A 25,937-nucleotide genomic window follows, 5' to 3' on the forward strand; every position below is an offset into this window, starting at 1 on the left:
AGTGGGTCTCCTTCAGCTTCCGCGGTAGGTGGAATAGGCGTAGGGGCTCAGCAGCAGCGGCACGTGGTAGTGGGGCTCCTGGCCCACAGTGAACGCAATGTGCACTTCGGGGAAGAACGTCTCCACTCCTTGGGCGGCGAAGTACGGTCCCGTGTGGAACTGCAGCCGATAGGTACCTGGGTCGAGCGCCTCCGGACCCAGATCACCGATGCGTCCGTCGGCGTCGGTGGTCCCGGAACCACGTTCGGCGCCCTGCTGGTCGGTGAGTATAACGACGACGCCGGCAGCGGGTGTGCCGGAGGCGTTGTCGAGGATGTGGGTGGTAATCAGGCTCATGTGGTCTCCAGTTCCTGAAGGTCGTCGTACACGGATGCCACCTGGGAGATGCGGCGGCGTCCCCCCGACAGTGCAGAGTTGAGGACGCCGTTGGCGAGCATCGATATCAGCGACATTGCGGTGGCGTAGGAGTCGAAGGCGCCGTCGGCATCGACAGGGCATTCGACCCAACAGTCTGCGTCTTTGGCGTAGGTGCGGGAGGTGGAGTCCCCAATGAGCATCAGCCCTGCCGGTGAGTTCGCCGCGTGACGGACCAAGGTGCCGAAGCCTTTGGGCCTGCGCCGGAATCCGAGCAGCACGATCACATCATGGGCCGATACTCCTGCCAGTTCCTCCCCCACGCTCTGCCCGGGCTGCGGCGCCAACCGGACCTGGCTGCGCACCTGAATCAGCTGGTGGTGCAGGTGCGCTGCTGGCGGGTAGCTGTTGCGCATGCCGATGATGAGGACTCGTTCGGCTTTGCGCACCATGTCCACTGCTTGGCTGAGTCGCCCATCGCTGAGCACCTCCGTCAGCTTCCCGAGGTTCCGGTGTTCATGCTGGACGTGCCGCTGGATGGCGGTGCTGTCCTCGCTGTCCCCGGACAGCACCGGGGCAGCGGTGGGTTGGCCGGAGGCACGCAGAGCGAGGGCGTGGTCTCTGACTTCTTTGAAGTCCTCGAACCCGAGTTTGCGGAACAGTCGCGAGACGGTCGCTTTCGACACCTCGGTGTGTCGGCTGATCTCCGCCGCTGAGAACACCGCTAGGTCTCCCAGGTGTTCCAGGAGGAAATCGGCTACCCGGCGTTCCTGAGGTGGGAGGTCTCCGTAGCGATCGTCGATCCTGGCATCAATGCGTCGGGTGCTATCCGCCATGATGGGCCGTCCTCACTTGTGGAGAGCTCCCGGAGGGAGAAGCCTCAGCATCGGCTGCGCGGGCCAATGCCCAGACCGCCTGTGTCATGGCATCGACTGTTGCACCCACGTCTGGTTCCGTGACTGACTCATCAGGATGGTGGCTTATACCGTCGTGGCATCGAGTGAAAAGCATCCCGATTCCGGTCACAGCGGCCATCGCCATGGCGTCGTGCCCGGCTCGGGAGAACAACTGCATTGGTTCAGGGTCGCCACCGGCTTTCACCCCGCCAGCTAGTGCGTCCATCAGCGGCGGCGAGCATGAGACGGTGGGTGCGTCATGGACCTCGGTGTACTCCGCGCGAAGTCCACGTGCGGCACAGAAACTTTCCACCGACGCCCATATGGCAGTCCATGCGTCGTCGCGCAGCGTGTCGGTCTCAGCCCGGAGATCTAGAGAGAAATCGACGCGGCCGGGGACCACATTGACCGCACCCGGGTGGACGCTGAGCTGCCCCACCGTAGCGATTGTCTCCATCTGACGTCCGATGCGCTCAACGTCGAGCACTGCCTGGCTGGCGCCGATGAGCGCATCATGTCGGCGCGCATAGGGAGTGCCTCCGGCGTGGCGAGCCTCTCCGTGAATGCTCAGGTGGAATCGTCGGGCTCCGGCAATGGAGGTGACCACACCCAGGGGGCGTCCGGCGGCTTCCAGATAGGGGCCCTGCTCAATGTGCGCTTCCAGGTACCCGACGAGCTCTTCGGGTCGTCGAGCCGCCTCTCCCACACGGAGCGGATCCAATCCGAAGGCCTCGAAGGCCTGGCTCATGGTGGTTCCCTCGGCGTCCTCGAGGTCAAGCCATTCGGGGTCCCAGGTTCCTGCCACTGCGCGGGACCCCAGCAGAGTGGCGCCGAACCGGGTGCCCTCTTCATCCGCGAACGCCACTACTTCCAGCGCGAACGGAAGTTCCGCCCTATGCGGCGCGAGCCGTTCTACAACCTCGATCCCGGTCAGCACACCGAGGATTCCGTCATAGCGCCCAGCATCAGGCACGGTATCCAGGTGCGATGCGATCATCAGGGCGGGCAGTCCAGGAGTTCTTCCCTCGAGCCGTCCGCACTGGTTCCCCGCGGCGTCTTGCCACGTGTCCATCCCGGCCTGTCGCATCCATTGGGCAGCTTGCGCATTGTGCTGGTGGTGCTCCTCGGTGAGGTAGGCGCGCAGTATTCCCACTGGGGCGCCAGGCTCATCCTTCAGGGCGGTGATGGCAGCCAGTTCGTCGCTGCGGGCCATGATGCGCTCGGCGGCGTTCATGCGGCGGCCTCCTGGTAGATCTCTGCCGCCGCACCTACGCCGCCGCCTGCTGTGACCGGCGCACCGCTGGCTCGTAGCACCTGCTCCAAGGCGGCCAGGGTTGTCATCACCGCGTCTTTGCGGGCGTTGTACCCCATGGTCCCGATCCTCCACACCACCCCGTGCAGGGGCCCGAAGCTGGTGCCGATTTCGATTCCGTAGTCCTGCAGCAGTCCGGTCCGGACGGCTTCACCGTTGACTCCCTCAGGGATGTGAACGGCCAGCACATTGTTCATCCGGTGGGCCTGGTCACCGAAGAAGCGCAGCCTTAACCCAGCCGCACCTGCAGCCATGGCGGCTCCGTGAAGCCGGTGCCTCTCAATGGAATTCTCCACGCCCTCAGTGAGCAGAATTCGGGCGCATTCCCGGGCGCAGTAGAGCATGGAGGTCGCCTCAGTGTGGTGGTTCAGCCGTTGCGGACCCCAGTAGTCAAGAATCATGGCGAGGTCGAAGTAGTTGGACCTGATCCGCTCGCCTCTTGGTGCGCTGCCGTCGTCGATACCGGATTCCACATGGCGCCTGGATCGGATGACCTCCACGGCACGGTCACTCAGTGAGATGGGGGCGGATCCGGAGGGGCCAGCGAGGCATTTCTGCAGACCCGCCGTCACAGCGTCAATACCCCACTCATCCGCGTAGAAAGGGTTTCCACCCAAGGATGCCGTCACATCTGTGTAGAACAGGGCATCGTATTCTGCGCACAGCTGGCCCACGCCTTCCAGAGGCTGATTCATGGTGGTGGAAGTATCACCCTGCACAAGCGCCAGCAACTTGGGCCGGTGCTGGGCAAGCGCCCGGCGGAGTTCCTCAAAGGTGAAGACCTGCCCCCAGTCCTTTTCCACTACGACGACGTCGGCTCCGGCGCGCTCTGCAATTTCCTTGAGCAGGTGCCCGAACCGTCCAAAGATGGGGACCAGCACCTTGTCTCCCGGCTCAACGAGTGACACGATCGCGGATTCGATACCGGCCCGCGAGGTGCCGTCTATCAGCAGAGTCGCCTCATTGCTGGTCTTGAAGACCCCACGGTAGAGGTCCATGACCTCGTTCATGTAGCCAGTCATCGCCGGGTCATACTGCCCAATCAACTGCGCTGACATAGCCCGGAGGACCCGCGGGTCGGCGTTGATCGGACCTGGGCCCATGAGCAGGCGAGGAGGCGGGTCGATCTGGGCATATGCGGCAGGTTCCGGGCGGACCGATGAGCTCATGCCGACCATGCTACTGAAACAATTGTTTCAGCTATGAAACAAGCGTTTAGTCGGTCACCGCGTCCTCGAGTCGCAACAGAGCAATCTCTGCGAGCTGCTCGCGGCGTACTTGGGCCTCAGTGGCGGCGTCGTTATTCAACCGTTGACGCAGTTGAGCCATCATGTCCTCGCGGCTGCGCCCCTTGGCGCGGATGAGGAAGATACGGTCGAAGGTGCGCTCATAGTCTTGGTTCGCTGCCACCCATTCCTCGCGGGCTGCGGCGTCTTCGCCCAGAGCGGCCTGCTCTGCCCGGGATGCTCTTGCCTCAGCAGAGTCGCCTTTTGCGCGCTCACCTATCCGGGGGTGGTGTGCCAGAGCGCCGTCGACCTCTTTGTCTGTCCAGTCCTGCGTCAACGACGATGCCATCTGCAGCAGGTCCTGGCGCGAGGAGTAGGGGCGTCTGGCCAGCAGCGCTGCGCTCCAAGAATTGATGGGTGCGCAGGAGGCGATGAGTTCTTTCACGGCTGCGGTCTGGTGAGTGTTGAAGTCCTTAAGGGTGATACTCATGAGGGGGGCCCGCCCAGCTGGGCAGCGTAGGCGATGAGTGCTTTATCGCTGCCGGAGGGCCCCATAAGGCTCAGACCGGTGGGGAGTCCCTGCTCGGTGGCCGTAGGGATATTCACCACAGGAAGTCCCGCAAGGGATCCAATGGTGGTCAGCATCAGCGTGCGCTGGCGCAGAGTGTCCGACCCGTTGCCTTCAGCCCCGGCCTCATCGAGCAGCGGTGCCACTGAAGCCGCAGACGGTAGTGCGAGCACACCATTGCCGACCCAGCCGCGAATCGTTTCGCGGATGCCGGCGTGCTGGGCGCGGGCAGCTGCCTCGTCGGCGCTGGTGAACTGGCTCGCGGCACGGAAGCGAGCTCCAACATCAGGTGCCATATGGTCCCAATGCGCAGCGACCCAGTCGCCGTGGTTGGCCCAGGCTTCCCTCGACTGGATGACGGTGAAAGTGTGCTTCCATTCGTTGAAGATCTCGGGATCCGGCCCGTGAACAGCGACGCTGCGGCCCACCTGCGCTTCCAATTGGCCGAGGAGTACGCGGCAGGCGTTGGCGACGTCCTCATCCGCCAGAGCGAAGAGCTCCTCGACCACCTTGAGCTCACCCAATTGGCGGTCGGCTTCCCACGCGACCGGGCCCCTGGGAACGGTCGGAATGGAACCGGTGCCCATTCCGCCCAGCGCGGAAGGAGCGGTCGGGGCGACCTTCTTGGGGGCAGGGATGAGCGTCTGCGCCACGGTCGCCAACAGTCCCGGCTCCCTGGTGACCCATCCGACAGTGTCGAAGCTCTGCGCCAAGGGTTGGACGCCGGTCAGCGGGATGAGGTCTTGAGTGGTGCGGATGCCCCAAAGTCCTTGGTAGGCCGCCGGGACACGAATGGACCCTCCTGTATCAGTGCCCAGCCCAATACTGGCCTCGCCCAGGGCCACTGCGGACGCGGAGCCATTGGAGGAACCTCCGGAAATGCGTCCCGGGGCCGCCGGGTTCGGCGGCGTGCCGTAGTGAGCATTGGTCCCAGCTAGGGAGAGGGCGAATTCGTCCGTCTGGGCGATACCTGCGATGTCAGCTCCAGAACCGATCAGCGCCTGGACCGCAGTTGAGCTCCGGGACTGAGCGGGCTGCTGCGACAGTCGTACCGGGTTCCCTGCCCCAATGGACTCCCCTGCTACCGCGAAGAGATCTTTGACCGCCACGCTCTCCCCGCGCAGGGAACCTTCGCCTGCCCCTGGAATCAGCGGTGTGGCCTTGATGCGCCAGACAGCGGTCGCGGTGTCAATGGGCTTCATGATGCAAGACTCCTGAAGTCGGATTTGCGCACGGCGGCGTGCACACCTTTGACGATGTCCACCACCTGGGAGATATGAAAGTCAGTGGCTGCTGAAAGATAAGCATAAGCGTGTTCGGGGTCCAGGCCCCAGCGAGCCTGCAACAGTGCCACGGCATTGCGCACGCAGGATTCCACGGCGAGGTCGAGGTCCTCATTCATGCCTGTGGGTATCAAGTACTCGGTGGTCTCAGCGATGGGTCCGACCTGCTCACCGAACTGTCGCAGCGCGTCTTCGCGGGCGATCACATCGAACTGCACGGTACCCCGCAGACTTGCCTCCATGGCTGTCAGCGCGACCTCGCCGTCTCCCTGAGCGAAGTGCGGGTCGCCGAGGAAGACCAGAGCCCCTGGGACCTGAACGGGCAGGTAGAGGCTGGCACCTTCTGTGAGCATGCGTATATCAATGTTGCCCCCATGGGTCCCTGGGGGCACCGAGTGGGGGCGGGCGTCGTCGTCCACTGCCACCCCGATAGTGCCGAAGAAGGGGTTGAGTTCAAAGGTGATGCTGCGCTCAGCTCCCGCAAATGGCGCGATGGTTCCCCGACCCTCGTCCACTCCGGCGAAGATGGACACATCGTGCTCCCTGCGGGGAAATTCCGGCAGTGCCCCCTTTCCGTGGCGGTTGGAGATGATCCCGTAGGGCACCCGACGCTGCAGAGACCCGATGGTCACCTTGAGCAGATCTCCGGGCTGGGCACCAGCCACGTGGATGGGACCAGTGTTCACATGAGGGCCGTCAGTCCGGGCGTCACGCGGGGCGTCACTGGCAGCAAGGGTGATGGCGTCGCTGAGCACATGCTCCGGATCGACTCCGAGACCAGCGAAATAGCGCAGGGGGTCGCGCCCCTGGTCCTCCAGCAGGCCCTCATGGGAGAGGGTGTCCACTGTGACGCTCTCCCCCGGACTGACACGCAGCACGGGGGTATCGCGGCGGCACGGCAGGCGGCCCCAGAGCACATTCTGGGGCTCAGCAGGAAGGTAGTGGGCGCTCTGACCGGCCAGGTGTTCGCCGGGCTGAAGGATCTCAGTCACCCTTCCAACCCTATAGGTCGAGACGGGCGCGCATAGAGTCGCCGAGCTGCTCGGCGGAGGTGAGGAAACCATCGTGACCGATATGGGAGGTGATGGTGTGCACCGTGTGATCACCCGGAATCAGGTCGGCAATCTGTTGCGACTGTTCAGGAAAATACAGCCGGTCGGTATCCACAGCGGCCAGGAACGGGGTGGCTCTGACGCGTTGGAGAGCAGCCTCGAGACCACCGCGGCTGCGGCCGACATCGTGGCTGATCAGCGCCTCCGCCATGGTGATGTACGCATTGGGGTCAAACCGCTGGACGAGCTTAGCGGCCTGGTGATCGAGATAGGACTCCACCTGGTAACGGCCAGTACGAACGCCCTCTCCTGCCAACTGGGTGCCGCCCAAGGGCTCCTCAACGCCTTGGGCTGCCCGCCCAAAGCGCAGCTGCAGCTCAGCCTCAGTTCGGTATGTCACATGCGCGATGCGCCGCGCGAGCCCTAAGCCCGCGTCCGGCCGAGGACCGCTGTAGTAGTCGCCACCGTTGAAGTGCGGATCGTTCCTGATGGCCATCACCTGGGCCTGCCCGAAGGCGATCTGCTCGGCAGTAGAAGCAGCTCCACAGGCGAACACGGCAAAGCTGTGCACGAACTCCGGATGGCTGACCGCCCACTCCAGGGCACGGGCGCCTCCCATGGACCCTCCGATGACGGTGTGCAGGGTGCGCACTCCGAGCTCATCGAGCAGACGCTTTTCCAGATTCACGGCATCGCGGATGGTGACGAACGGGAAACGCGAGCCCCACGGCACACCCTCAGGATCCAGTGAGCTGGCACCGGTCGAACCGTAGCAGCCACCGACCATCGCAGGTGCGATCACGAACCACTTCTCAGTGTCGATCGGGCGTCCCGGCCCGAGCAGGCCCTCCCACCATCCGGTGCTTGGGTCCGCATCCGATGAGGCCACATGCGTGTCACCGGTCAACGCATGGGCCACCAGCACGGCGTTGTCCCCTGCCGCGTTAAGTTCACCCCAGGTTTCATACGCGAGGGTGACCGCTGGGAGGTAGCCTCCGGTTTCAAAGGCGAAACTGCCGGCGTCGTAGGTTTTCAACACACCGGCAGGCCGAGTGCCGAAGTCATTGCTGAGCCCCCCGGGGTGACCCCCACCAGCACCGTCGGGCGCAGAATCAGCGGTGCGAGCGCACAGCTCAGAATCCACTGGGGCTCTGCGTCCGTTGGAGCTGGTGCTGGTGGTGGTCACGGTGGTCCCTACTTCACGCGATCTTGGCTTCAGGCGATCTTGGCCAGGGCTTGGTCCAAGTCAGCGAGGATGTCGTCGATGTGCTCCAGGCCTACCGAGAGCCGAACGAGGCCTGGTTTGACCCCCGCAGCGCGCTGATCTGCTTCACTGAGTTGGCGGTGGGTGGTGGAGGCAGGATGAATGGCCAAGGAACGGACATCGCCGACATTGGCCACCAGCGAGTGGAGTTCCAGGGCATCGACCAGCGCCTGGCCGGCCTCTGCGCCCCCGTGGACTTCAAAGGAAAGCACCGCGCCTACACCCTTGGGCAGGTACTTCTTGCCGCGTTCGTAGCAGGGGCTGGAGGGCAGGCCGGAGTAGAACACACGGCGCACTGCGGAGTGCCCTTCGAGGAACTCAGCGACTCTCTCCGCGTTCTCCACATGGCGTTCCAACCGCAGACTGAGCGTCTCCAAGCCCAGGTTGATCTCGAAGGCGTTGTGCGGCGACAGGGCCGGTCCCAGGTCGCGCAGCAGCTGGACACGTGCCTTGAGAATGTAGGACAGGTTAGCTCCGAAGAGCCCTCCTGGGCCGAGGTCGCGGCCGAAGACCAGACCGTTGTAGCTCTCATCCGGCTGGCTGAAGCCCGGGAATCGGTCCGGGTAGGAGCCGTAGTCAAAGTTCCCGGAGTCGACGATCACTCCAGCGATCGCGGTGCCGTGACCGCCGATGAATTTAGTGGCCGAGTGGACGACCACATCCGCTCCGAATTCGATGGGGCGCAGCAGATAGGGGGTCGGCAGCGTGTTGTCCACAATGAGTGGTGCGCCGAACTCGTGGGCGATGCCCGCCACCGCCTCAATATCGAGGACATCACCACGAGGGTTGGCCACAGTCTCAGCGAAGAACGCCACCGTGTTCTCTTTGATCTCGGCCCGCCATGACTCAGGGTCATCAGGATCCGCGACGAAGCTGACTTCAATGCCGAACTTGGGCAGCGTGTGCTTGAAGAGGTTCTGGGTACCGCCGTAGAGCGACGGAGAGGCAACGATGTGACGTCCTGCGTGAGCAATGTTCAGCAGGGCGAGCGTGGTGGCTGCCTGGCCGGATCCGACGGCGAGCGCACCGACACCCCCTTCCAGGGAGGCGATCTTGTTCTCTACAGCTTCAACTGTGGGGTTGGTCAGCCGGGAGTAGATGGGCCCCAGTTCTTCGAGTCCGAACCGCTTAGCTGCTGTCTCAGTGCTGGGGAACACGAAACTTGTGGTCTGCTGGATGGGCAGGGCCCGGGCACCTGAACCTGGGTCGGGCTCAACCCCGGCGTGGATCTGGCGAGTTTCGAACCGAAGTTCAGGGGCGGCGTTAGTGCTGCTGGTTTCAGTCATTAGTGACACTCCAGTGGTCGTTTCTAGACCTCTACTGGAGTCCAGTGAGGTCCGCGCTTGCCGAAACGGGGTGTTCCGTCCGGCCAGGTCCTCACCCGGGGCACCCCACCGCGAACTGGAGGGTTGCCGGCCACTAAACCGGGGTTTTGCAGTGGCACTCTTGACCTATACCTTTAGTCTGCTGAAAGTCCTTCGGCGGCGCAAGTCGCGGCACAACATTCCGTCATGTGGACTGCGCCGACCCAATGGACCTTCCGGTGCACTCCGCGTCTCCCGATATGGGAAACTCGGGTGATTTTTGTGCCCATTTCCAACATCCCGAGACGTTCTTCTGAGGGATCGCGCCGGGACGGGCGGGGCGGGACCGGGATGGGCCAGGCCGGGACGTGACCAGCCGGTCTGGGCCGGGCCGGAATGAGGGCGGGTCAACCGTTCAGGGGTTCCCAGACCCACGGATCACGGGGTAGCGCTGCTGGATCGAACGCCTCCACTGCGTTCTGCAGCGGACCCGTCGGCAGCTGAAGCGACCGCAGCAGGGCATCGCGGACCTGTTCCGGTGTGACGCCCTGCTCCCGGAGTTGGGCCAACGTCACTGCCCCGTCCCGTTTGGCGAGCCGCCTGCCCCCTGAGTTGACCACCAGTGGGACATGGGCGTACTCCACCGCATCGCCGGCAGCGGCTCCGTAGAGCAGACGGCGCAGATACCGTTGCCGCGGCGCTGAATCTGCCAGATCATCAGCCCTGACTACCTGATCCACTCCGGTGAGGTGGTCGTCAACCACCACCGCCAAGTTGTACGCCGCGGCTCCGTCGTTGCGCACAAGCACGAAGTCATCGACTGAGGCGGTGACCTCCCCCAGCAGCTCGTCGTGCACCCTGTCCTGGGCGGCCTCGGCCCGCAACCGCAACGCGCCGGGGCGCTCAGCACGACGCCGCCTACGCTCCTGGTCACTCAGGAGGCGGCAGGTGCCCGGGTAGGCTCCGGGAGGCGCGTGGGGCGCGCGCGGAGCGTCCTGAATCTCGCGTCGAGTGCAGTAGCACTCATAGACGAGTCCTTGGGCGCTCAGGGTGGCCACGGCGTCGTCGTAGAGGTGTTTTCGCTGGGATTGGAAAACCACCTCACCGTGGAACGTCACCCCGAGGGCTTCTAAGTCAGCACGCTGACGTTCAGCTGAGCCGGCCACAGTGCGGGAGGCATCGAGGTCTTCGTAGCGCAGCAACAGGTCCCTTGCGGTGGACTGGGCGAAGAGCCACGCCAGCACAGCTGTGCGGAGGTTGCCGACGTGCAGATCGCCGGACGGGCTCGGAGCGTATCGACCGGCAGGCATGTGCTACATGGTAGTCACTGTGGTTCCAGACGCACGGCGCCGTCCAAGCGGATGGTCTCTCCGTTGAGCATGGGGTTGGCGATGATCTGCATGACCAGTTGAGCGTAGTCCTCTGGTCGGCCCAAACGGGGCGGGTGGAGCGCCTTCGCTCGGAGGGACTCTCGGGCGGTCTCCGGCAGGCCGGCCATCATGGGAGTTTCGAACAGTCCGGGCGCGATCGTCATCACGCGCACGGCATGGCGGGCAAGTTCACGGGCTGCGGGGAGTGTGAGCGAAGCGACCGCTCCTTTGGACGCAGAGTACGCAATCTGGCCGATCTGGCCGTCGAAAGCCGCCACCGAGGCGGTGTTGATGAGCACCCCCCGGTCACCGTCCACGGGGTCGTTCTCCTGCATTGCGGCAGCCGCGGCCGTCATGAGGTTCACGGTGCCCCCGGCGTTGATGGCGAGGACCTTCATGAACTGTTCGGCCGGAAGCGGACCCTTACGCCCGAGAAGCTTTCCTGGGGTGGCGACCCCTGCGCAGCTGATGGCGGCACGCAATGGCGCCATCCGCGCCGCAGCAGCGACCGCATCAGCGCTCGTCTGAGGGTCAGTGACGTCGCCGGGGTGGAAATGGGCGGAGCCGCCGAGTGCAGCTACGGCCTCGGCCCTGTCGGAAGAACCTTCAGCATCGGGCAGATCAACGACGATAACCTGGGCGCCTGCTCTGATCAGGGCTTGGGCGGTAGCGTGGCCGAGTCCGGAGGCTCCCCCGGTGACGACTGCGCTGGCGGAGGTGAGATTCATGGGGCTGTCTCCTTAGCCATTCATGGGTTGACGCGAAGAATCAGGGCATCGCCCTGGCCGCCGCCACCGCAGAGTGCGGCCGCACCTGTGCCCCCGCCGCGTCGGCCGAGCTCTAGGGCCAGGTGAAGCAGCAGGCGTGCCCCGGACATACCGACCGGGTGCCCCAGGGCGATCGCACCGCCATTGACATTGACCTTGTCCTCACCAATGCCCAGTTGGCGCATGGAGGCGACGGATACTGCGGCGAAGGCCTCGTTGATCTCCACCAGGTCCAGGTCTGTGGGGTCGATTCCGGCTTTGCTGCAGGCAGCCTCGATGGCGCGGGCTGGTTGGAGTTGAAGGCTTGAGTCCGGGCCGGCGACCATCCCGTGGGAACCGATTTCGGCGATCCACTTCAGGCCAAGTTCTTCAGCCTTCTGTTTGGACATGACCACCATGGCGCAGGCACCATCTGAGATCTGGGAGGCTGAGCCAGCGGTGATCGTTCCCTCTGTGTTGAAGGCTGGGCGCAGGCCGCCGAGCGCTTCAGCCGTGGCGTCGGCACGGATACCTTCATCGGCGTCGACGCGAACATCGTCGCCTTTCCGCTGCGGGATGTCTACGGGGACGATCTCTTCTGCGAAGAGGCCGTTCTGAGCGGCGTGAGCTGCCCGCTGGTGTGAGGTGGCGGCTATCTGGTCCTGTTCCTCACGGCTGACGTGAACATCAGCTGCGTTGCAGGACTCGGTGAGAGCCCCCATGGCCTGCTGCGTAGCCTGGTCGAAGAGCGCGTCGTAGGCCATTGAGTCAACAAGGGCGGCGTCGCCGTATTTGATTCCGGTGCGGGCCTTAGGCATCAAATGTGGAGCCTGCGACATGGACTCCATGCCACCGGCGACCACGACCTCGCACTCTCCGGCGCGGATCATCTGATCTGCCGTGGCGACCGCGTTGAGGCCGGAAAGGCATACTTTGTTGACGGTGATGGATGGCACAGCGGGCGGAATCCCTGCCCCCAGCGCTGCCGTGCGTGCAGGGTTCTGGCCAGCACCAGCTTGGATCACCTGGCCCATGATGACGTAGTCCACAGCTTCAGCACTGACTTCCCCGCGCTGAAGTGCTCCACGGATCGCGACGGCACCAAGCTGAGCAGCCGTTTGAGAGGACAGACCTCCCAGGAGCTTCCCCATAGGGGTACGGGCACCGGCAATGATCACTGTTTCCGTCATGACACCTCACTGTGTTTGACAATTAGTTGCACGTCCAACGACTCGAGCTTAGGCTAGCACATGAGAGCCAGATCACGTTCAGTGTGCAAAGGAGCGCCACCATGCCCGAACTGTCCCATTTTATCCACGGAGAACATGTGCCCGGGACCTCCGGCCGTTTCCGTGAGGTGTTCAACCCGGTGCGGGGCGAGGTTTCCTCTCATGTTCCCCTGGCAACCAGCGATGAAGTCAGCCAGGCAATCGACTCGGCTCAGCGGGCTTTCCCGGTATGGTCCGCGCTCAATCCTCAGCGCCGGGGACGCATCCTATTGAAGTGGGTGGACTTGATTCAGACACACCGGGACGAACTGGCAGAAACACTGTCCAATGAGCACGGCAAGACATTCGAAGACGCCAAGGGAGATATCCAACGAGGTGTCGAAGTCGTGGAATTCGGCGCCGGCGCACCCCATCTGCTCAAGGGCGAGTTCTCCCATAATGTGGCCACAGGTATGGATGTTCACAGCCTGCGTCAGCCCCTCGGTGTGGTCGCCGGAATCACGCCCTTCAACTTTCCCGCCATGATTCCCCTCTGGAAGGCAGGCACCGCGCTGGCAGCCGGAAACACCTTTGTGCTGAAACCCTCCGAACGGGACCCCTCGGTACCCATCCGCTTGGCTGAGCTCGCGCTTGAGGCCGGAATGCCGCCGGGCACCCTGAACGTCATCAACGGTGATAAGGAGTCCGTGGACGCCCTTATTGCGGACCCACGAGTGCAGGCCATCGGGTTCGTCGGCTCTACACCCATCGCCCAGTCCCTGTACGCGGCCGCCGCAGCCCAGGGCAAACGGGCACAGTGCTTCGGAGGCGCCAAGAACCATATGGTGATCATGCCCGACGCCGATCTCGACCAGGCCGCCGATGCCCTCATCGGTGCCGGTTACGGCTCTGCCGGGGAGCGGTGTATGGCCGTCTCGGTCGCCGTCCCGGTCGGTGAAGCCACCGCAGAGGCACTGCGGGAGAAGCTGGTGGACCGCATCAGCCGACTCACCGTAGGTCCCTCATTGGACCCGAACAGTGACTTCGGCCCCGTCGTGGGCGCCGACGCTAAGCAACGGATCGAGGACTACATCGGAACCGGCGTGGAGGAAGGGGCCGAGCTGGTCACTGATGGCCGCGGCGTCGAGGTGGACGGATATCCCAATGGATATTGGGTGGGGGCCACCCTCTTCGATCGGGTCACCCCGGATATGCGTATCTATCGGGAGGAGATCTTCGGCCCGGTGCTGACTATGGTGCGTGCAGCTGACTATGAGGAGGCGCTGCGACTTCCGACCGAGCACGAGTACGGCAACGGGGTGGCGATCTTCACCCGCGACGGTGACACCGCCCGGGACTTCACCTCCCGCGTCGAGGTCGGGATGGTCGGCGTGAACGTACCCATCCCGGTGCCGATCGCCTACTACACCTTCGGCGGGTGGAAGGGATCCGGCTTCGGCGACCTCAACCAGCACGGCACCGACGGTCTGAAGTTCTACACCAAGACCAAGACGGTGAGCACCCGTTGGCCCTCCGGCACTAAAGAGGGCGCCAGCTTCGTGATGCCTGAGGGGAGCTGAGCGGTGAGCAATCACATCCGGAGCGAGATCAGGGGCAGCCTCGGGGTGCTCACCCTGAACCGTCCGGAGGCCATGAACGCTCTGACCACTGACATGGTGAAGCGGATGCTGCACCAGCTCACCCAGTGGCAGGACGACGACGCCGTCACCCAAGTCCTGCTCCGCGGCGCTGGCGATAAGGGTCTCTGCGCAGGCGGCGATATTCGAGCGATTTACGAGGATATTCGCGCCACCCATGAGCGGGGTGACGATACTTATGCCACCGCCGAGTTCCTCGCATTGGAGTTTCAGCTCAACCTGCTGATCCACCAGTACCCCAAGCCGTACATTGCGCTGATGGATGGGGTCACACTGGGCGGCGGCATCGGAGTCTCCGCGCACGGCAGTCATCGCGTGGTGACCGAGCGCACCAAGGCCGGTATGCCCGAGGCGACCATCGGATACATCACCGATGTTGGTGGCACCTATCTCCTGGCCCGTTCCCCCGGGCAGACCGGCGTTCACGCTGGGCTCACCGCCGGTGTCTTCGGAGCGGCTGACGCGATCCACCTCGGTCTCGCGGACGCCTACGTACCTTCTGAGCGACTCGACGATCTCACTGCTGCGCTGGAACATTCCCAGGTGGATGAGGTTCTGCCCCGATTCACGGAAGCACCGCCGGAGGCTCCTCTGGTGAGGGATCGGGAATGGATCGATGACGCCTACTCAGCTGATTCCGTGGAGGAGATTCTTGAGCGGCTTCAGTCCTGGGGCGCCAGCCACTCGGCTGCCTCCAGCACTCGGTCCACGATCCTGAGCAAGTCCCCCACGGCGGTGAAACTCACACTCCACGGCATTCACCAGGCACGCACGATGGACCTTCCCTCGGCGCTCCAGGGCGAATACGCGGCAGCCATGTATCAGCTGCGCGGCAGTGACTTCGCCGAAGGCATTCGCGCTCAGGTTATTGACAAGGACAAAGATCCGCAGTGGAGGCCGGCAACTTTCGCTGAGATCTCCGCGATCTCCATCGCTAACGCCTTCCTTCCTGATGCGCGCTCTACTCTGACACTGTCGGCCACACCACAGGAGGCATCCTCATGACCAGCAGCACAGAACAGCCGGAACATCAGCCCTGCGCGGCGTTCATCGGACTCGGCAATATGGGCGGGCCCATGGCCGCGAACCTCGTCAAAGCCGGGGTTCGCGTTCTCGGGCACGACGTCGTTCCGGAGGCGATGGAATCCGCTCGCAGCAATGGTGTCCACGTGGTGACTGACCCCTTGGAAGCGGTGGCGCAGGCCGACGTCGTCCTTACCATGCTTCCCTCGGGTCAGCATGTGATCAGCGCCTACCAGGACTCCCCCGGGCTGCTCTCCGCTGCAAAGCCGGGCACGATCTTCCTGGACTGCTCCACGATCAACATTTCGGAAGCCCAAGAGGCTGCAGAACTGGCCCAAAGGGCAGGATTCCGGGCAGCTGATGCTCCTGTCTCCGGAGGCGTTGTCGGCGCTGAAGCGGGAACTTTAGCGTTCATGGTGGGTGGAGACACCGACGTCTTCCATGAAATACACCCCCTGCTGGACATTATGGGAGCCAGGGTGGTCCACTGCGGTGAGAACGGTTTGGGTCAGGCTGCCAAAATCTGCAACAACATGATCTTGGGCATCAGTCAGATCGCCGTGGCTGAAGCCTTCGTCCTTGCCGAACAACTGGGGCTGACTGATCAGGCGCTCTACGATGTCGTATCAAAAGCTTCCGGCCAATGCTGGGCCCTGACGACCAACTGTCCAGTCCCCGGGCCGGTGCCGAACTCTCCTGCGAACCGCGAGTTCGCACCCGGATTCGCCGGTGCTCTGATGGCCAAGGACCTCGGCCTGGCCACCAATGCGCTTGATGAGCAGGGGGTCGATGCCCAAATGGGACGGCTCGCGGCCGTCATATATTCAGAGTTCGCGCAGGGCGACGGCGCACGGAAAGACTTCTCCGCGATTATCACCAGCATCCGTGACAATTCAGCATCTCAAGGAGCGTAAAAGCATGAGCGAATATTCGACCATCGTGGTCTCCACTGACAACAGAGTCGGCACGATTCAACTTAATCGGCCTAAGGCACTCAACGCGCTCAACCAGGAACTCATGGAGGAGGTGGTGTCAGTTGCCGTTGAGTTCGACGCGGACCCGAATATCGGTTCCCTTCTCATCACAGGTTCGGAGAAGGCCTTTGCTGCCGGCGCCGACATCAAAGAGATGGCCGATCAGGATTATCCCGGCATGTATGCCTCGGATTGGTTCCGCCGTTGGGAAGACCTGGCTAATCTGCGCACCCCGGTGGTCGCCGCAGTCAATGGCTATGCTCTCGGCGGTGGGTGCGAATTGGCCATGATGGCTGATGTGATCATTGCAGGGGAAAGCGCCACCTTCGGCCAGCCGGAAATCAACCTGGGGGTCATCCCCGGAATGGGCGGCTCACAGCGACTTACACGTTCCGTCGGAAAAGCCAAGGCCATGGATATGGTGCTCACGGGGCGATTCATTGGAGCCGAAGAAGCCGAACGCATTGGCCTGGTGTCCCGTGTTGTCCCTGATGATCAGACTCTTTCTGAGGCGAGGAAGGCGGCTGAGCTCATCGCGGCGAAATCAAAACCCGCCGCCCAGATGGCCAAAGAGGCCGTGTCTGCCTCATTTGAAACGACTCTCCAGCAGGGTACCCGCTTGGAACGCCGTCTCTTCCACTCGTTGTTCTCCCTGGCCGATCAGAAGGAGGGTATGAGCGCCTTCACTGAGAAACGTGATCCAGAGTGGAAGCACCGCTGAGCCTAGGGCTCAACGGGTGAAGTCACCTGCACGTTCACGGAAGTTCGCCAAAATGCGATTAAGGTCTTGGATTTCATCGGGGGCAAATCCTGTCTGCTCGAACAGCTCCGAGTTTAGTGCCTCGGTGGCCTTCTCCGCGATCCGCTTTCCCTCTGGCGTGAGCACCAGCAGAATGGCGCGCCGGTCTGAGTCATGCGGTTGCCGTTCTACCAGCCCCGCTGACTCCAGACGATCCACCGCATTGGTGATGGAGGTGGGGTGCACCTGGAGGAGCTGACTGGCCTTGTTCATAGGCATACGCTTCTCCCGAGAGAAGCTCAGCAGAGAAATCACTTCATATCGGGCGAAAGTCAGCTCGAAGGGTTTGAGGATCTCCTGAGCTCTGGCCAGCAGGATTTGCTGGGTGCGCATGATCGCCGTGACCGTCGCCGCAGGGGCTGCCGCAGCATCCCACCCGTGGCGTTGCCAATTCTTCTGAATCTCGGCGATCGGGTCCTTCGCCATCGGCGGATGCATGTGCGGGTCTCCTTCAGGGTTCAGACGAGCTTCGACCATTGTAGAGACACATGCTCGAAAATCCTGGGTCAGCGCTTTGGCTTGAGGCCCAGATCCTCCTCGCGATACTCCACGCCGTAGCCAGCCTCTGTGCCTGTTGCCTGGGCCCGTTCTTGCTCGGCCTGGCGTAGCTGAACCCGGCGGATTTTACCTGAGATGGTCTTGGGCAGCTCCGTAAATTCGATGCGCCGAATCCTCTTATAGGGCGGAAGCTTGTCAAGACAGTGCTGGAGAATCTCCGCTGCCGTCTTCTCCCCTGGATCCCACCCGGAGGCTAGCGTCACGTAGGCCTTGGGAATGGCCAGTCGAATCTCATCCGGCGCCGGGACTACGGCTGCTTCCACCACGGCCGGGTGCTCCACCAACACGGATTCGAGCTCAAAGGGCGAGACTTTATAGTCACTGGATTTGAAGACATCATCGGCGCGTCCGACGTAGGTGATCACCCCATTCGCATCCCGGGAGGCAATGTCTCCGGTGTGGTAAAAACCGTCCCGGAAGACTTCCTTGTTTTTTGCCTCGTCTCCGTAGTAGCCCCGCATCAGGCCGACGGGACGGGGGTCCAGGCGGAGGCAGATTTCCCCCTCATCCGTTTCCTTCTCCGTCACCGGGTCGATCAGTGCCACATCAAAGCCGGGCAGCGGAAGTCCCATGGCGCCGAACGTGACGGCGCGGCCCGGAGTATTGGCAATCTGCAGCGAGGACTCTGTCTGGCCGAACCCGTCCCGAATGGTGCAGCCCCAGGCTCTCTGCACCTGCTCAATCACTTCGGCGTTGAGCGGTTCTCCTGCGGAGACGGCTACCCGCGGAGGTTGCTGCAGCTGTGACAGGTCTGCCTTGATGAGCATTCTCCACACTGTCGGCGGGGCGCAGAATGTGGTGACTCCACCTTCGTCCATGTTCTGCATGAGGGAGGCGGCATCGAACTTCGTGAAGTTGTAGAGGAAGATCGTCGCTTCGGCGATCCACGGGGCGAAGAAGTTGGACCAGGCATGTTTGGCCCACCCGGGTGAGGAGACGTTGAGATGGACGTCCCCAGGCTGCAGGCCGATCCAGTACAGAGTGGAGAGGTGACCGACGGGGTAGGAGGTGTGGGTGTGCTCCACAAGCTTTGGCTTCGATGTTGTCCCGGAGGTGAAGTAGAGCAGGAGCGTCTCATCGGCTCCGGTGGGCTGAGTGGGGGTGAGCTCGGCGGAGGCGGCGTAGGCTTCAGAGTATTGGTGCACGGTGCGCCCCGAAACCTGAGGGACGGTCTCGTTGTCCGATCCGTATATTCCGGGAACATGGATGAGCGAGTAGTCGCCGTCGACCTCATCAAACTTTTCCAGGGTCTCGGTGCCTCCCAGGACCCATTTGGCTTCGGCTCGAGTGACTCGATCCTGAAGATCGTAGGCGCCCATCTGGGTTGTCGTGGGCACCAGGACGGCCCCCAGCTTGATGGCGGCGAGCATGGTCTCCCACAGCTCCACCTGATTGCCGAGTATCAGGATCATGCGGTCTCCGCGTTCAACTCCAATGCTGCGGAGCCAGTTGGCGGCCCGGTTTGAGTCGGCGCTGAGCTGAGCGAACGTCCGTGACAGTGTGGACCCGTCCTCCTCGACGATGACCAGCGCGTTCTGATCAGCCCGCTCTGGACTGGCCGCGACCTTGTCGAACCAGTCGAAACCGAAGTTGAAGTGTTCAAACCGAGGCCACTCGAACTCTTGGCGAGCGCGCTCCCAATCCTCCTGAACGCTGACCAAATGGTCACGTGCTGCGCGGAACTCTTCCGTAACTGTCATTCGGGTCCTCCTCGTCGAGGTGTGATACCGGTCACCCGTAGAATATACTTGGAAGTCCTATAGTTGGTAAACCCCCCCAACGCGCAGCGCCGCGCGAGGCCCGCATACCCAAGAGCCCGCGGGAGAACGGAGACAGCCATGACCACGCAGGCAACCCCGACGTCACACGCCGTCAACACATCACAGGTCAGCGACAGTGCCCCCGACCTACTGAACCTTGCTCGTCATCTCAGTGCGGAGGAACAACACCGTCTGCAGCGCATTGAGGACTACGTCCAGGAGAACATCCGGCATCAGAGCATCGAACCGTGGAACCAGGAAGAGCTTCCTCTCGACATGCTCCACGGCCTGGGAGAACTCGGCCTGGGAGAAGTTTTCGTGGACGGCTCCTCTCAGCTCTTCCAGGGCCTGGCCCACATTGCCCTCGCCCAGGCAGATGTCTCCATTTCGGCGGTGGTCGGCATTCACAATGAGCTCATCGTCGGCACAATCGAAAGCCTAGGGTCTGCGGAGCAGAAGGACCATTGGCTTCCTGATCTAAGGCGGTTGCGCACCCTGGGTGCCTTCTGCCTCACCGAACCCGAACACGGCTCTGACATAGCAGGCGGACTCTCGACATCAGCCACGCTGGAGGATGACCAGTGGCACATACGCGGCTCCAAGCGGTGGATCGGACTGGGCACCGTGGCGGACGTCGCCGTCGTCTGGGCTCGAGACACGGCCGATGGGCAGATCAAAGGATTCCTAGTTCCTACTGACACACCTGGCTACCAAGCCCGGAAGATCACCAACAAGACCGGTCTTCGCATCATGCAGAATGCCGAGCTGGAGCTGGACCTGACCGCGCCCGAATCAGCACTGATGCCCAAGGCAACCAGCTTCGCGGCGACCAGCGAAGGCCTCAGGGGCTCACGGGCATGGGTTGGCTGGCAGGCCGTCGGCGCCCAACAGGCCCTACTGGAGGTAGCTCGCCACCATGCGCTGACCCGGACGCAGTTCGGAAAGCCGCTGGCGTCCTTCCAGCTGGTGCAGACCGCATTGGCGACCATAGCTGGGAACCTGGCTGTCTCCACGGCGTTCATGGGCGAGTTGGCCCGGCTCCAGGAGGAGAGCCAGCTGACCATGCTGCGGGCCACACTCGCCAAGGCCACGCTGACCCGCTTGGCCCGTGAATCGGCAGCGATCGCTCGCGATGCACTAGGAGGCAACGGCATCCTAAGCACCCATGAAGTGGCGAAGATCGCCGGGGACATCGACGCGATCTACACCTATGAGGGAAGCTACGGAATTAATATGCTGATCGCTGGACGGGAACTCACGGGAGTCTCTGCCTTCGTCTGACCTAAAGACCTCTGGACACAATGTGTGTTGTGCGTCACAGTTTAGTTGGCCATCCAATAAATGGACAAGCGACTAGCTATTCACTGACCACCATTGAGAAAGAGATCAGTCATGTCATCTGAGCCAGCAGCCCGCGGCAACGACGCCGCTGGCCACGTTGCAGAGGTTTCTCCGCGCGCCCGACGCAAAGCCTTCGTCGGAGCCACAGTGGGGCACCTCATTGAGTGGTACGACTACGGCATCTACGGCTTCCTGGCGGTGTACGTCGGTGCCAACTTCTTCATCTCCGATGACCCGCTCGTTGAGATTCTCAGCGCCTTCGCAGTGTTTGCCCTGAGCTTCTTCGTCCGCCCCCTGGGTGGGCTGTTCTTCGGGCCACTTGCAGACCGCATCGGCCGAAGGACCACCCTGCTCATCGTCCTGACGTTGATGTGCGGCGCCACGATGTGCATCGGACTACTCCCCACAGCGCATGCCATCGGCGTCGCTGCGCCGGCACTGCTAGTCTTCCTGCGACTCATTCAGGGATTCTCCGCCGGCGGCGAGATCTCGACCATCACCGCGTTCATCGCGGAGTACGCGAAGAAGGGCACCCGCGGCTACGCCACGAGCTTTCTGATGGCGACCGCCGCCACCGGTCTCATGCTCGGCGCCATAGTGGGCAACGGCCTGAGCTGGATGCTCGGCAGTGAGACCATGACCGAGTGGGGTTGGAGAATCCCCTTCCTCCTGGCCGGACCCTTGGGCGCCATCGCCATCTACATTCGCCTAAAGCTGGAGGACAGCCCGGAGTTCAAAACTCTGCAGAAGGAGAACCGACTCTCCAAGGCACCGCTACGAGAGGTTCTGGGATACCCGCGACAGCTCCTTCTGGTCGCCGCCGCCATCACCCTGCTGGCCTCAAGCTTCTACCTCGTGCTGACCTACATGACCACCTACCTCAACACGATTCTGGGCATGGACTGGGGCATCACCTTCACCTATGTACTGATCGCCGGAGTCATCGGGATCATCCTGATGCCGGTGGCCGGTCTGCTCTCCGACAAGCTGCCCAACCGCCGGGGCTTTCTGCTGGTCGTCGCTGTGTACACAGCGCTCGCCGCGGTCTGGTTCTTCTACACAGCGCCCAACGCAACTGCACTGGGGCTGCTACCGCCGCTGATCGCTGTGGCCATCGGATTCGGCCTGTACTGCGGCGTGCCATACGCCACCATGAGTGAGCTGCTGCCCACACATATTCGATCAACCGGCATCGCACTCGGCTACAACATCCCCGTGGCGATCTTCGGCGGATCGGCTCCCTTCATTGCCTCGTGGCTCATCCAGCAGACAGGCGATGTCTCCTCACCCTCGTGGTTCTTCGTCTTCACAGCGGCCGTTTCGTTCATCGGCCTGCTGTTCCTCCGAGACCAAGACCTTCTCGGAAAGGACAAGGTGGCCGCAACAAGCCAAGACACTGCGAAGACCGTTTCCCAGGAAGCCAGCTGATCAGTTCGATGTGCTTGACATCACACTGAGGCAGTGCTTAGGTTGACTTACTGACCGATTGGTCTGTAATTGTCAGTCGTGACACCAGGAGCACCTATGCCCGACACTGAAACGACCACACCCGCTGCCCCTGAGGGTGTGGCCATGCCACCGGGCAGCCCGCATCACATCATGCTCGAGACCGACCGGTGCACCCGCTGGCTCGGTGCTGAAGTTCTCACAGCCAACGAGGGCCACGCCAAACTCCAGATGACCATCCGTCCGGAGATGACCAATGGGTTCGATATCGTCCACGGCGGCATGATCTTCACTCTCGCTGACACGTGTTTTGCCATGGCATGCAATCACCCCGAAGGCGATGAAGGCACAGTCACCGTGGCCTCGGGCGCTGACATTACATTTCTCCAGACCGCCCGAGTCGGCGACACGTTGATCGCCGAATCACACCGAGTCGCCCAAGCCGGCAGAAGTGGTGTCTACGACGTTGTGGTGACTCGCGATGGCGCGACTGTCGCCGTATTCCGGGGTCGCTCCCGAACCATTCCGTTCTCCCGAGAAGGTGGATCACGATGAGTATCGCCAGTGCACCAGAAGTGCCCAACACGCCAGCCGACGCATCAGCAGCCAACGCAGTAGCCGCGGCCATCGCCTCCACCGACCCGGGCACCACCGCGCCGGGAGAGGCTGATGCCGAGGAGCGCCTCAGCCGCGAAGAGGTCGAACGGCTACAGCTGACCCGGTTGAAAGCTACGATCAAGCACGCCTATGACAACATTGCCGCATATCGGGAGCTCTACGATGCCCATGGCGTAAAACCATCCGATCTGCAGACTCTCGAGGATCTGGCCAAGTTTCCGTTGACCGACAAAGAGTTCCTCCGCAACGCATACCCGTTCAAGTCTTTCGCTGTGCCCATGAGCCAAGTCCGCCGGATTCACGCCTCGTCCGGGACAACGGGGAAGCCCACCGTTGTGGGCTATACAGAGGGAGACATTGACCGGTGGGCCTCCCTGCTCGCCCGCAGCCTACGATTCTCCGGCGTCAAGCCAGGGGACATCGTTCACAATGCCTACGGCTATGGCCTATTCACAGGCGGACTGGGTGCTCACTACGGCATTGAGAAGCTTGGCTGCACTGTCATCCCCATGTCAGGTGGGCAGACGGAGAAGCAGATTCAGCTGATCCAGGACTTCAAACCCCGAGTCATCCTGTGCACCCCCACCTACCTTTTGGCGCTCGCTGATGCCTTCCGGAGCAAAGGACTGGACCCGCGCGAGACCTCCCTGGAGATCGGTGTGCTCGGTGCCGAACCCTGGACCGAAAAGATGCGCCATGAGATCGAATCCGCATTCGGCATTGCTGCCTGCGATATCTATGGCCTCTCTGAAGTCATGGGCCCAGGGGTTGCAGGTGAGTCCCAGAATCGCCAAGACGGCTCCACGATATGGGAAGACCATTTTCGGCCCGAGATCATCGACCCCATGACTGAAGATGTCCTGCCGTCGGGTCACCACGGAGAACTGGTCTTCACGACTCTGACCAAAGAAGCCCTCCCAGTCATTCGTTACCGCACTCACGATCTCACTCGGCTCGCCCCGGGTACCGACCGCCCGGGACACCGCAGGATGGGACGCATCACTGGACGCAGCGACGATATGATCATTCTTCGCGGAGTCAACCTCTTCCCCACCCAGATCGAGGAGATAGCGCTCAGCATTCGGGGCCTCTCCCCTCACTTCCAGCTTGAGCTCACCCGTCCTGACACCATGGACCAGATGACCGTCCATATTGAAAGGCGGCCGGAGATCGGCCGGGACGAGGCAGAGGCGGCAGGCGCAGAACTTGCCCAGCAGATCAAGGTCAAGGTTGGGTCCAGCTGCCAGGTCACGGTCGCTGAACCAGAGACTCTTGCCAGGTCCTCGGGGAAGCTGCGGCGAATCTATGACAGACGCCCGCGATGAGTCAGGGGCTAGGGATACTCTTGTAGCCAACTATCCAGCGACTACACAGGGAGCCCACAGGACTCATGTCACCGGACCAACTTCCCCAGGCGACACCCGCTGCACCCCTGGGCCGTGCGCGAACCTCAGCCAAGCGGGGCCGCCCCGGCTATGACCGCGAGACCCTGCTGCGGGTCTGCGTCGAAGTCTTCAACCACCGTGGCTATGAGGCGACGTCGATGGGTGTCTTGGCAGAGGAGCTCGGTATCTCCAAGTCCGCGATTTACCACCATGTGAAATCCAAAGAGGAAATCCTCGACGCCGCCCTCAGCCACTCCCTGACAGAGTTGGAGGGAGTAGTCGCTGACGCTGAGGCCCTGAAGGCCCCTGCCGTGGTGGAACTGGAAACCATCATCCGGGAATCCATCAACGTCCTGACCCGGTCGCTGCCGCATGTGACACTGCTGCTGAGGCTGCGCGGGAACTCCGAAGTCGAAACCGCTGCCCTCTTCAGACGACGCGAAATCACCCGACGTATCGCGGCACTGATCGCTCAAGCCCAGACCGATGGTGATCTGCGCAGCGACATTGACGCCCGGACCGCCTCCAGGCTGGCGATGGGTATGGTCAATTCGATCGTGGACTGGTACCGGCCTGAGCGCGCTGAATCCTCAGCCCCGGTGACGGACACCGTGGTCAACCTGCTCATGGGCGGACTGCGCACCACCTTCCGATAGCAGTCTTTCGCTGACCTCATTTTAGGTGTTGTAGGTCACACCTATACTGGTATATACTGAACGAACGGTCAGTAATTCAGGAGGTTCCGCAATGTCCCCAGAGAAGCCAGCCCTTCGAGCAGTCGACTCCCCGAGTGAGACGACCACACACGAAGCGCAAGCAGCTGCAGAAGATGCCCGAGTGGGCTGGGAACAGTTCCAGCAGCTCATCGAAGAGGATCAGCGCGTCGAACCTCGGGATTGGATGCCACAGAACTACCGCAAAACACTGGTGCGCCAGATCTCCCAGCACGCACATTCCGAGATCATCGGAATGCAGCCAGAGGGCAACTGGATCTCGCGAGCCCCGTCACTGAAGCGGAAGTCAGTCCTCATGGCCAAGGTGCAGGATGAGGCAGGCCACGGGCTCTACCTCTACTCTGCGGCTGAAACGCTAGGTACCTCTCGCGATGAGATGTATCAGCAGCTGTACACCGGAAAAGCTAAGTACTCCTCCATTTTCAACTACCCCGCCCGCACATGGGCCGATGTTGGCGCTGTGGGCTGGCTTGTCGACGGCGCCGCCATCACCAATCAAGTGCCCCTGTGCCGGGCTTCTTTCGGTCCGTACGGACGTGCCATGGTCCGAGTGTGCAAGGAAGAGTCGTTCCACCAAAGGCAGGGGTGGGAGATTCTCTACACCCTCTCGCACGGAACAGAAGCGCAGAAGCAGATGGCACAAGATGCCGTAGACCGCTTCTACGGCCCCGCGCTTCAGATGTTTGGACCTCCAGATGATGAGTCGCCAAACTCTCAGCAGTCCATGGCATGGAACATCAAACGTTTCTCCAACGATGTCCTGCGCCAGCGCTTCGTCGACATGATCGTGCCACAGGCTGAGGCGCTGGGGCTCACGCTGCCTGACCCGGACTTGAAGTGGAATGAGGAGCGTGGTCACTACGACTACGGAGACCTTGACTGGGACGAGTTCTTCAGCGTGGTCAAAGGCAACGGGCCTCTGAACCATCAGCGCCTTGCTCATTACCGAGCAGCGCGCGACGACGGCGCCTGGGTCCGCGAAGCAGCCGCAGCCTATGCAGCCAAACAGGCAGAAGCATCCCCTCGAAGTGCCCTGCTCAGCGCCTAGACCCCACTTC

General features: G+C 62.5%; 24 protein-coding genes and 1 riboswitch. Of the genes, 10 read left to right on the top strand and 14 right to left on the bottom strand.

The features are described 5' to 3' along the window. Nucleotides 1–12 precede the first annotated feature (12 nt). The 12 genes from uraH to FEF26_RS05955 all read right to left on the bottom strand — a co-directional run bounded on the left by uraH (nt 13) and on the right by FEF26_RS05955 (nt 12,565). Nucleotides 13–336 (bottom strand): hydroxyisourate hydrolase, encoded by a 324-nt coding sequence (gene uraH, locus FEF26_RS05900; protein ID WP_138252613.1) that lies wholly within the window; start codon nt 334–336, stop codon nt 13–15. Beyond that, entirely contained in the window at nt 333–1,190 is an 858-nt protein-coding gene (locus FEF26_RS05905) for a MurR/RpiR family transcriptional regulator (protein WP_138252614.1), read from the bottom strand. The genes uraH and FEF26_RS05905 overlap by 4 nt, the downstream gene beginning before the upstream one ends. Beyond that, nucleotides 1,180–2,484: an allantoate amidohydrolase gene (locus tag FEF26_RS05910; RefSeq protein ID WP_138252615.1), complete on the bottom strand. Its 1,305-nt coding sequence runs from the start codon at nt 2,482–2,484 to the stop codon at nt 1,180–1,182. The genes FEF26_RS05905 and FEF26_RS05910 overlap by 11 nt, the downstream gene beginning before the upstream one ends. Beyond that, nucleotides 2,481–3,731, bottom strand: a complete 1,251-nt coding sequence (locus tag FEF26_RS05915) for a pyridoxal-phosphate-dependent aminotransferase family protein (protein WP_138252616.1) — start codon at nt 3,729–3,731, stop codon at nt 2,481–2,483. Before FEF26_RS05915 ends, FEF26_RS05910 begins: the two co-directional genes overlap by 4 nt. A gap of 46 nt (nt 3,732–3,777) precedes the next feature. After that, on the bottom strand, nt 3,778–4,278 hold the full coding sequence (gene uraD, locus FEF26_RS05920) for a 2-oxo-4-hydroxy-4-carboxy-5-ureidoimidazoline decarboxylase (protein WP_138252617.1): 501 nt from the start codon (nt 4,276–4,278) through the stop codon (nt 3,778–3,780). Then, complete coding sequence (locus FEF26_RS05925; protein ID WP_138252618.1) at nt 4,275–5,558, bottom strand: amidase family protein; 1,284 nt, start codon at nt 5,556–5,558, stop codon at nt 4,275–4,277. The genes uraD and FEF26_RS05925 overlap by 4 nt, the downstream gene beginning before the upstream one ends. Continuing rightward, complete coding sequence (locus FEF26_RS05930) at nt 5,555–6,631, bottom strand: acetamidase/formamidase family protein (RefSeq protein WP_243730441.1); 1,077 nt, start codon at nt 6,629–6,631, stop codon at nt 5,555–5,557. Before FEF26_RS05930 ends, FEF26_RS05925 begins: the two co-directional genes overlap by 4 nt. A gap of 10 nt (nt 6,632–6,641) precedes the next feature. Beyond that, a complete protein-coding gene (gene metX, locus FEF26_RS05935; RefSeq protein ID WP_138252651.1) occupies nt 6,642–7,730 on the bottom strand; it encodes a homoserine O-acetyltransferase MetX in 1,089 nt (362 codons plus the stop codon). Nucleotides 7,731–7,906: 176 nt separating this feature from the next. Next, nucleotides 7,907–9,241: an O-acetylhomoserine aminocarboxypropyltransferase/cysteine synthase family protein gene (locus FEF26_RS05940; protein ID WP_138252620.1), complete on the bottom strand. Its 1,335-nt coding sequence runs from the start codon at nt 9,239–9,241 to the stop codon at nt 7,907–7,909. Nucleotides 9,242–9,289: 48 nt separating this feature from the next. Further along, nucleotides 9,290–9,407: riboswitch (SAM riboswitch) on the bottom strand. 259 nt (nt 9,408–9,666) lie between these two features. Continuing rightward, complete coding sequence (gene gluQRS, locus FEF26_RS05945; RefSeq protein ID WP_138252621.1) at nt 9,667–10,569, bottom strand: tRNA glutamyl-Q(34) synthetase GluQRS; 903 nt, start codon at nt 10,567–10,569, stop codon at nt 9,667–9,669. Nucleotides 10,570–10,583: 14 nt separating this feature from the next. Next, the gene (locus FEF26_RS05950; protein ID WP_138252622.1) at nt 10,584–11,357 is read right to left on the bottom strand and encodes an SDR family NAD(P)-dependent oxidoreductase; all 774 of its coding nucleotides are present in this window, start codon (nt 11,355–11,357) and stop codon (nt 10,584–10,586) included. Nucleotides 11,358–11,377: 20 nt separating this feature from the next. After that, nucleotides 11,378–12,565, bottom strand: coding sequence for an acetyl-CoA C-acetyltransferase (locus FEF26_RS05955; RefSeq protein WP_138252623.1), 1,188 nt, complete (start codon nt 12,563–12,565; stop codon nt 11,378–11,380). A gap of 101 nt (nt 12,566–12,666) precedes the next feature. Here FEF26_RS05955 and FEF26_RS05960 point away from each other — a divergent pair, with 101 nt between their 5' ends. The 4 genes from FEF26_RS05960 to FEF26_RS05975 are packed head-to-tail and all read left to right on the top strand — an operon-like array spanning nt 12,667 to nt 16,959. Next, complete coding sequence (locus tag FEF26_RS05960) at nt 12,667–14,163, top strand: CoA-acylating methylmalonate-semialdehyde dehydrogenase (protein ID WP_138252624.1); 1,497 nt, start codon at nt 12,667–12,669, stop codon at nt 14,161–14,163. A gap of 3 nt (nt 14,164–14,166) precedes the next feature. Then, entirely contained in the window at nt 14,167–15,246 is a 1,080-nt protein-coding gene (locus FEF26_RS05965) for an enoyl-CoA hydratase/isomerase family protein (protein WP_138252625.1), read from the top strand. Further along, nucleotides 15,243–16,178, top strand: coding sequence for a 3-hydroxyisobutyrate dehydrogenase (mmsB, locus tag FEF26_RS05970; RefSeq protein ID WP_138252626.1), 936 nt, complete (start codon nt 15,243–15,245; stop codon nt 16,176–16,178). Before FEF26_RS05965 ends, mmsB begins: the two co-directional genes overlap by 4 nt. Nucleotides 16,179–16,182: 4 nt before the next feature. Continuing rightward, complete coding sequence (locus FEF26_RS05975; RefSeq protein WP_138252627.1) at nt 16,183–16,959, top strand: enoyl-CoA hydratase; 777 nt, start codon at nt 16,183–16,185, stop codon at nt 16,957–16,959. A 9-nt stretch (nt 16,960–16,968) separates the two neighbouring features. Here FEF26_RS05975 and FEF26_RS05980 read toward each other — a convergent pair whose 3' ends face one another. Together FEF26_RS05980 and FEF26_RS05985 are read right to left on the bottom strand one after the other, a co-directional pair. Continuing rightward, nucleotides 16,969–17,475, bottom strand: coding sequence for a MarR family winged helix-turn-helix transcriptional regulator (locus FEF26_RS05980; RefSeq protein WP_138252628.1), 507 nt, complete (start codon nt 17,473–17,475; stop codon nt 16,969–16,971). Nucleotides 17,476–17,543: 68 nt separating this feature from the next. Beyond that, on the bottom strand, nt 17,544–19,295 hold the full coding sequence (locus FEF26_RS05985; protein WP_138252629.1) for an AMP-binding protein: 1,752 nt from the start codon (nt 19,293–19,295) through the stop codon (nt 17,544–17,546). A gap of 138 nt (nt 19,296–19,433) precedes the next feature. Between FEF26_RS05985 and FEF26_RS05990 the strand changes: the two genes are divergently transcribed. From FEF26_RS05990 to paaA, 6 genes are all read left to right on the top strand, one after another. Then, a complete protein-coding gene (locus FEF26_RS05990; RefSeq protein WP_138252630.1) occupies nt 19,434–20,636 on the top strand; it encodes an acyl-CoA dehydrogenase family protein in 1,203 nt (400 codons plus the stop codon). 111 nt (nt 20,637–20,747) lie between these two features. Next, complete coding sequence (locus FEF26_RS05995) at nt 20,748–22,124, top strand: MFS transporter (RefSeq protein ID WP_138252631.1); 1,377 nt, start codon at nt 20,748–20,750, stop codon at nt 22,122–22,124. A gap of 96 nt (nt 22,125–22,220) precedes the next feature. Next, nucleotides 22,221–22,697: a hotdog fold thioesterase gene (locus FEF26_RS06000; protein ID WP_243730442.1), complete on the top strand. Its 477-nt coding sequence runs from the start codon at nt 22,221–22,223 to the stop codon at nt 22,695–22,697. Next, nucleotides 22,694–24,085, top strand: a complete 1,392-nt coding sequence (gene paaK, locus FEF26_RS06005) for a phenylacetate--CoA ligase PaaK (RefSeq protein ID WP_138252632.1) — start codon at nt 22,694–22,696, stop codon at nt 24,083–24,085. Before FEF26_RS06000 ends, paaK begins: the two co-directional genes overlap by 4 nt. Before the next feature lie 65 nt (nt 24,086–24,150). Next, nucleotides 24,151–24,801 carry a TetR/AcrR family transcriptional regulator gene (locus FEF26_RS06010; RefSeq protein ID WP_138252633.1) on the top strand — a complete coding sequence of 217 codons (651 nt, stop codon included), beginning with the start codon at nt 24,151–24,153 and terminating at the stop codon, nt 24,799–24,801. Between the two features lie 91 nt (nt 24,802–24,892). Continuing rightward, on the top strand, nt 24,893–25,927 hold the full coding sequence (gene paaA, locus FEF26_RS06015; RefSeq protein ID WP_138252634.1) for a 1,2-phenylacetyl-CoA epoxidase subunit PaaA: 1,035 nt from the start codon (nt 24,893–24,895) through the stop codon (nt 25,925–25,927). Nucleotides 25,928–25,937 lie beyond the last annotated feature (10 nt).

The organism is Nesterenkonia salmonea (assembly GCF_005771525.1).
Taxonomy (GTDB): Bacteria; Actinomycetota; Actinomycetes; order Actinomycetales; family Micrococcaceae; genus Nesterenkonia; species Nesterenkonia salmonea.

What these genes read in the sequence shown, in the direction of transcription:
- FEF26_RS05925 (WP_138252618.1), bottom strand. Translation starts at nt 5,558, where the DNA reads ATGAAGCCCATTGACACCGCGACCGCTGTCTGGCGCATCAAGGCCACA.
- FEF26_RS06000 (WP_243730442.1), top strand. Translation starts at nt 22,221, where the DNA reads ATGCCCGACACTGAAACGACCACACCCGCTGCCCCTGAGGGTGTGGCC.
- FEF26_RS05955 (WP_138252623.1), bottom strand. Translation starts at nt 12,565, where the DNA reads ATGACGGAAACAGTGATCATTGCCGGTGCCCGTACCCCTATGGGGAAG.
- FEF26_RS05990 (WP_138252630.1), top strand. Translation starts at nt 19,434, where the DNA reads ATGACCACGCAGGCAACCCCGACGTCACACGCCGTCAACACATCACAG.
- FEF26_RS05980 (WP_138252628.1), bottom strand. Translation starts at nt 17,475, where the DNA reads ATGCATCCGCCGATGGCGAAGGACCCGATCGCCGAGATTCAGAAGAAT.
- mmsB (WP_138252626.1), top strand. Translation starts at nt 15,243, where the DNA reads ATGACCAGCAGCACAGAACAGCCGGAACATCAGCCCTGCGCGGCGTTC.
- FEF26_RS05975 (WP_138252627.1), top strand. Translation starts at nt 16,183, where the DNA reads ATGAGCGAATATTCGACCATCGTGGTCTCCACTGACAACAGAGTCGGC.
- FEF26_RS05985 (WP_138252629.1), bottom strand. Translation starts at nt 19,295, where the DNA reads ATGACAGTTACGGAAGAGTTCCGCGCAGCACGTGACCATTTGGTCAGC.
- FEF26_RS05905 (WP_138252614.1), bottom strand. Translation starts at nt 1,190, where the DNA reads ATGGCGGATAGCACCCGACGCATTGATGCCAGGATCGACGATCGCTAC.
- FEF26_RS05960 (WP_138252624.1), top strand. Translation starts at nt 12,667, where the DNA reads ATGCCCGAACTGTCCCATTTTATCCACGGAGAACATGTGCCCGGGACC.
- FEF26_RS05950 (WP_138252622.1), bottom strand. Translation starts at nt 11,357, where the DNA reads ATGAATCTCACCTCCGCCAGCGCAGTCGTCACCGGGGGAGCCTCCGGA.
- paaK (WP_138252632.1), top strand. Translation starts at nt 22,694, where the DNA reads ATGAGTATCGCCAGTGCACCAGAAGTGCCCAACACGCCAGCCGACGCA.
- paaA (WP_138252634.1), top strand. Translation starts at nt 24,893, where the DNA reads ATGTCCCCAGAGAAGCCAGCCCTTCGAGCAGTCGACTCCCCGAGTGAG.
- FEF26_RS05910 (WP_138252615.1), bottom strand. Translation starts at nt 2,484, where the DNA reads ATGAACGCCGCCGAGCGCATCATGGCCCGCAGCGACGAACTGGCTGCC.
- FEF26_RS05995 (WP_138252631.1), top strand. Translation starts at nt 20,748, where the DNA reads ATGTCATCTGAGCCAGCAGCCCGCGGCAACGACGCCGCTGGCCACGTT.
- gluQRS (WP_138252621.1), bottom strand. Translation starts at nt 10,569, where the DNA reads ATGCCTGCCGGTCGATACGCTCCGAGCCCGTCCGGCGATCTGCACGTC.
- uraD (WP_138252617.1), bottom strand. Translation starts at nt 4,278, where the DNA reads ATGAGTATCACCCTTAAGGACTTCAACACTCACCAGACCGCAGCCGTG.
- FEF26_RS05915 (WP_138252616.1), bottom strand. Translation starts at nt 3,731, where the DNA reads ATGAGCTCATCGGTCCGCCCGGAACCTGCCGCATATGCCCAGATCGAC.
- FEF26_RS06010 (WP_138252633.1), top strand. Translation starts at nt 24,151, where the DNA reads ATGTCACCGGACCAACTTCCCCAGGCGACACCCGCTGCACCCCTGGGC.
- uraH (WP_138252613.1), bottom strand. Translation starts at nt 336, where the DNA reads ATGAGCCTGATTACCACCCACATCCTCGACAACGCCTCCGGCACACCC.
- FEF26_RS05940 (WP_138252620.1), bottom strand. Translation starts at nt 9,241, where the DNA reads ATGACTGAAACCAGCAGCACTAACGCCGCCCCTGAACTTCGGTTCGAA.